Annotated in this window: 5 protein-coding genes; 4 read left to right on the plus strand and 1 reads right to left on the minus strand. The window is 36.2% G+C overall.

The window, feature by feature from the left end; genetic code table 11:
• Positions 1-135: 135 nt before the first annotated feature.
• The 3 genes from ADI74_RS04090 (at position 136) to ADI74_RS04100 (ending at position 2,085) form a co-directional block, all read left to right on the plus strand.
• On the plus strand, positions 136-1,011 hold the full coding sequence (locus ADI74_RS04090; protein ID WP_065428539.1) for a replication initiation protein: 876 nt from the start codon (positions 136-138) through the stop codon (positions 1,009-1,011).
• Between the two features lie 24 nt (positions 1,012-1,035).
• On the plus strand, positions 1,036-1,440 hold the full coding sequence (locus ADI74_RS04095; protein WP_049537186.1) for a hypothetical protein: 405 nt from the start codon (positions 1,036-1,038) through the stop codon (positions 1,438-1,440).
• 363 nt (positions 1,441-1,803) lie between these two features.
• A complete protein-coding gene (locus tag ADI74_RS04100) occupies positions 1,804-2,085 on the plus strand; it encodes a hypothetical protein (protein ID WP_049537188.1) in 282 nt (93 codons plus the stop codon).
• A gap of 237 nt (positions 2,086-2,322) precedes the next feature.
• Here the strand turns inward: ADI74_RS04100 and ADI74_RS04105 are convergent, their stop codons facing one another.
• Positions 2,323-2,850: a hypothetical protein gene (locus ADI74_RS04105; RefSeq protein ID WP_049537190.1), complete on the minus strand. Its 528-nt coding sequence runs from the start codon at positions 2,848-2,850 to the stop codon at positions 2,323-2,325.
• Between the two features lie 78 nt (positions 2,851-2,928).
• On the opposite strand from ADI74_RS04105, the gene ADI74_RS11300 reads away from it, so the two are divergent.
• Positions 2,929-3,135: a hypothetical protein gene (locus ADI74_RS11300; protein ID WP_049537192.1), complete on the plus strand. Its 207-nt coding sequence runs from the start codon at positions 2,929-2,931 to the stop codon at positions 3,133-3,135.
• Positions 3,136-4,184 lie beyond the last annotated feature (1,049 nt).

A 4,184-nucleotide genomic window follows, 5' to 3' on the forward strand; every position in this document is an offset into this window, starting at 1 on the left:
GGGTACAAAATGTGCAGACTTAGGGTACAAAATGTGCAGACTTAGGGTACAAAATGTGCATATTTAAATACAAGATATATATTGTCTTTTAATTTAAAGTATGATATTATAAAGACAATAAACGGAGGTGTCTTTATGACTGGCGAGGTAGTAAAATATCACAATGATTTAAATACAGTTGTTATGCGGACATGGACTGCAGAAGAGATGAATTTCTTTTTCACGATACTGACAAAAGCAAAAGAACAAGGTTTGAAAAAGCTCGTGTTTGATACTGACGAGTTAAAGTCACTTGCTAGTTCATCTAGAAAGTATCGTTGGGAAGAGACGATAACTACAGCAGTTAAAAAAATTGGACAGCTAACTTACTTTGAGCAATCTGAGAGAAAATTTAGAGTAATGACTTTGTTTGAAATATTTGAGGTGGACTTAGAGAAACGGACAATCGAAGTTAAGGTGTCCGCCAATTTTGACTATATTTTGAACAAGCTAGAAACTCAGTTTACACGGTATGAGCTAGAAGAATTTACCTCCATTCGCTCAACCTATGCCAAAACTATGTATAGACTTCTCAAGCAATGGAGAACACTGGGACAGAAAGAGTTCTCTGTTGAGGATTTGAAACGGATATTAGATACCCCGAAAACATATAGACCTAGTGAGATTGATAGACTTGTATTAAAACCTATTCTGAGCCAACTTTCCCCTTATTTCCAAAATCTAAAGGTTAAAAAAATCAAGTCAAACAAGCGTGGCAATCCAGTTCTAGGCTACGAGTTCACTTGGAATCCTGAAATGTCCGAATCGTATGTTCCAAATAAATTTAATAAGCCAAAATATAAGCAGAAAAGCAAGTCAAACGTGCCTAGTTGGTCAAATACTGATTACGTGAACATGACAAGCGAAGAGACAAAAGCCGAATTGGAACGCAAAAAGCAAGAAATGTTGGCTAGACTGAATAGTTCAGAATCTCATGAAGTTCAAACAGACATTTATGATTTTTTAGACTAATGAACGCAGAAAAGGAACAACAAAATGACAGAAAGAGCAGAACTAATAAACGATATCGAAAAATTAAAAGCTGAAAGAAATAGATTATTAAGGCAAGTAGAAGAAGCTGAGCAGTGGGAAAGTACTGCATGGGATAGTTTTAATGCCTTGGCTGACCATCTACAAGCTACAGAGAAAAAGCAGGCTATTGCCCAAAACTATTGGGACAGTTCTCGAAGCGCTATTGAACTTCAATTTGAATTCGTGGCTAGTCAAATTGCTCGAGTGAAAAAAGTGTTGGATAAAAAACGTTATGAGTTACTAGAGGGTGAAATCGACGAGTTGATGAGAGAGATTGCTGAATTAGCAGACGTTCTCGGTTTGGAGATTGAGGAACTGCCAAAATACTTGCCGTTTTATATCTTACCAGCTGAAGAGATTGTTGATTGAGAAATCAGCATCTCTTTTTTTGTGTGTATCTGTATGAGATAAGAGTGTGTTAAAGTGTGAGATAGTCAAAAAGGGTGATAAACAGGATAGTGTGTGTAAGTAGGCGAAGCCGAGAAAATTACCGGTACCGAAAACGTTGATACTATCAACATATCACGGCACGTGATATCAGTTTCCCTTATGCTCTTTTGGAGGCTAGAAAGGTAAATTACCTAGTAAAAACTAAACAAGGGGTTTGGGGGCTCCCAAAAATCAGTTTTCATTTTGAAACTGACCTAGCATGTGGTAAACTTACTGGTAAGTTGATAACCATATGCTACGCTTGCCACAACGATATTATGCTAGTAAGGAGGTTTTAAAGTCATGTCAGATTGGAAAACACTAAAAGAGGTCGCAGAGGAGTTAGGGATATCAAAAGACCTGGTAAAGTATCACAGAAAAAATTTAAATATTTTCCAGGTTGAACAAAAGGATGGAGTGTATCGTATATCTCCTTCAGGAGTGGATGAGATACGTTCTCGACTGAGAAAAGATAGCTATGATGCCACGTTTGAAGAAAAGGTCATGCGCCGTCTTGGTATGATTGAAAAACAGCAAGAATTGATATACGAGTTATTACTTAAAACATTAAACGAGCGTAAATAGCCCGTAGAGGCGTTATAGGGTGTGGGGTAGCATATTTATATAGCTGATTGGAGAGGAAGGTCATTGGTTATGAAATGCAGTTCACTGATAATCGATAACCAACCATTGCTGAAGTGATACAACAAGCAACAGAGAACAGCCACCAAACCAAAATAAAAAAAGAATTTAGGAAGCAGCTCCTAAATTCTTTTTTTATTTTATTTTTTCTGTTTATTTTTAAGATATATTTATATTTTGTTACTTAACGTATCTCCAATAAAAGTATATCCCTGTTGAAGTTGGATTATCTCTATCTGCAACAACTACATACTCCAATCCCCATCCATTTCTTGCAGCTGTCCGAAATGTTTCTAGAGAAAAAGAACGTAAAACTGAATATATACCTCCTACATAAGGAAGATATCCCATCAAGTCACCTATAGGGTCACTTGAATTTACGATACTTTGGACTTCGGAATGACTTAATCGTTTTATTACAGTTCTCATAACAGTTCTGTCCATTGATTTTCCGTCAGTTTCGATGACTTTCAAAATATCTTGAGTAATTCTCTCTTGTTCTTCAACGCTTAAATCAGTAGATGCAAAAAGTTCGTCTAAACTATAAAAAACATCCTCTTCAAATTTGACTTGATTAGTCTGGAGTCTAGCAACATGAGATTTCGGTAGGGGTGTCACACTTTGTGCAAAGACAAGAGACGGCGAAGTAAGACTAAAAGTTAATATACCTGCAGAAATAGCAGTTGCAAAAAATTTAGTAGTTTTCATGAGCTTTTCTCCTTTTTGTTTGTATTCGCTTACATTGTATCATATAATAGTATTGTGGTAAAGAAAGAAGGTATTCTTATGTGGAAAAAATATTTTTCAAAATATAAATGGACTGATTTATTCTGGATACTATTTGTGATTTTGTCATCCCTCTTGATGGGTAATAATACTCTTTTCCCCCTTACCCATCAAGATATCTCTTATTATGGGTGCTATTTGGGAATTACACTTGCATCATTTCACTTATTATTCATTGATAAATTTTTTATTTCTAACAGGAAGTAATTGAAAAAGTAAAAGGTGGATAAGGCGAATATGAAGTGTATTACTAACCTTTATTGAAACTTTACCGATGGAAGAGAATATTGATTGAGAAATCAGCCTCTATTCAGCTAGTAAGGCATAAATGGCAAGTATTTTGGTAGCACCTCAATCTCCAAACCGTGAACTGTCTCAATAGTTTTGGACTATGAGTTTTACTCAAAGCGTTAAACGAGCGTAAATAGCCCCTAGAAGGCTTATGGGCGCTCGTTTTTAGTTTTAGGGTGGATTCTATAGTTTTGATATTAAAATGCGTTAGAGGGGAAAATATGGCTTCTGAGAGCGTCTGAGCGATTTATGCCGTGAAAGCTATTTGACAACAAGCTAGGTCAAGTTAGACTGGTTAGGACGGTTCAGTCTGAACTTTGTTCAGCTGCCCGATAAACCAAAGACTAACGACCTAGGTTACTTGTTGTCAAATAGACCATGGAATAAAGCAAGCAAAGAAAAAGATTATCATACTTTGCTTTTTAGAAAAAGGTCATGGTATAATAGCAATATTCTGGCACTAAGCCTTCGAAAGGAGGTGTTTAGCATGTTAGAACTCATTACTCTTCTTGTTGTTATCCGAGTAGTGTTGCCCTTAGCGTACGAGTTGGGGAAAGCCTATGGGATGAAGTGGATTGAAAAGCGCTTCGATGACAACAAGGAATAGTGTCACTTTTCACGAACGCTAGTGTGTTGTAGCTGGCGCAAAAAAAGCACCCTAAGTCTTGGCGGACAGGGTGCTTTTCGTTTAGCGTGATGAACTCACTACTCTTGTTGTTGGTTAAATTATAACATATTTTTGCTAAATAGTAAAAATTAGGGTTAATTTTTGATAGATAGCTTGATTTGTAATTAGGGAATAGAGGAGCGAACGAAGTGAGACCCTTTTTATATATATTTAATTATATTTTATATATATTTAAGGCTCTTAAAAGCCTTAGAGCGGCAAGGGATTTCAGCTTTTATAGGGTACAAAATGTGCAGACTTAGGGTACAAAATGTGCAGACTTAGGGTACAAAATGTG

It is taken from the genome of Streptococcus pseudopneumoniae, from assembly GCF_001074565.1.
Taxonomy (GTDB): Bacteria; Bacillota; Bacilli; order Lactobacillales; family Streptococcaceae; genus Streptococcus; species Streptococcus pseudopneumoniae_J.